General features: G+C 73.8%; 1 protein-coding gene. It reads right to left on the bottom strand.

Going from position 1 to position 882, the window contains the following annotated elements; translation table 11 throughout:
- Positions 1-176: 176 nt before the first annotated feature.
- Positions 177-882: glutamate-5-semialdehyde dehydrogenase (locus DEIPI_RS40905; protein ID WP_084474107.1), on the bottom strand; the 706-nt coding region annotated here is incomplete at its 5' end.

Genomic DNA, 882 nt, shown 5'->3' on the forward strand with positions numbered 1-882 from the left:
GCCGGTCCGCGCCGAGCACCCCGCGTCCCGCCGCGACCGCGCCGCTGGAGACGACCGTGACCTCCCCGGGGAGGCTCATCACGGCCCGCGCGATCGCCCACAGGCGGGGCGGCTCGATCCGCCCGGAGGCGTCCGTGAGGCTGCTGCTGCCGACCTTGACGACCACGCGCCGCATGTCAGCGGATCTGCCCCTCGCCCGTGAGGCGGTACTGGTACGTCACCATCTCCGCGAGCCCCATCGGGCCGCGCGCGTGCAGCTTCTGCGTGCTGATGCCGATCTCCGCGCCGAACCCGAACTCGAAGCCGTCCGTGAAGCGCGTGCTGGCGTTCACGTACACGCACGCGGCGTCCACGCCGTCCTGAAAGCGTCGCGCGACGTCCAGCGAGGTCGTCGCGACGGCCTCGCTGTGCTTCGAGCCGTAACGCCCGATGTGGTCGAGCGCGCCCGGCAGGCCGTCCACGACGCGCACCGCGATGACGAGGTCGAGGAACTCCGTCTCCCAGTCCTCCTCCGTGGCGGGCCGAACGCCGGGCGCGTACATGGCCGCGCCGTCGTCGCCGCGCACCTCCACGCCCGCGTCGCGCAGGGCCTTCACCGCGAGCGGCACGAAGACGGGCGCGATCTCGCGGTCCACGAGGAGCGTCTCGAGGGCGTTGCACACGCCGGGCCGCTGCACCTTCCCGTTGAGCAGCAGCCTGAGGGCCACGTCGAGGTCCGCGTCGCGGTGCACGTACAGGTGGCAGTTGCCGACGCCCGTCTCGATGACGGGCACGCGCGCGCCCTCCACGACCGCGCGGATGAGGCCCGCCCCGCCGCGCGGAATCACGAGGTCCACGAGGCCGCGCGCCTCCAGCAGCGCCGTGACGCTCGCGCGGTCCGTG

Source organism: Deinococcus pimensis DSM 21231 (genome assembly GCF_000519345.1).
Classification (GTDB): Bacteria; Deinococcota; Deinococci; order Deinococcales; family Deinococcaceae; genus Deinococcus_A; species Deinococcus_A pimensis.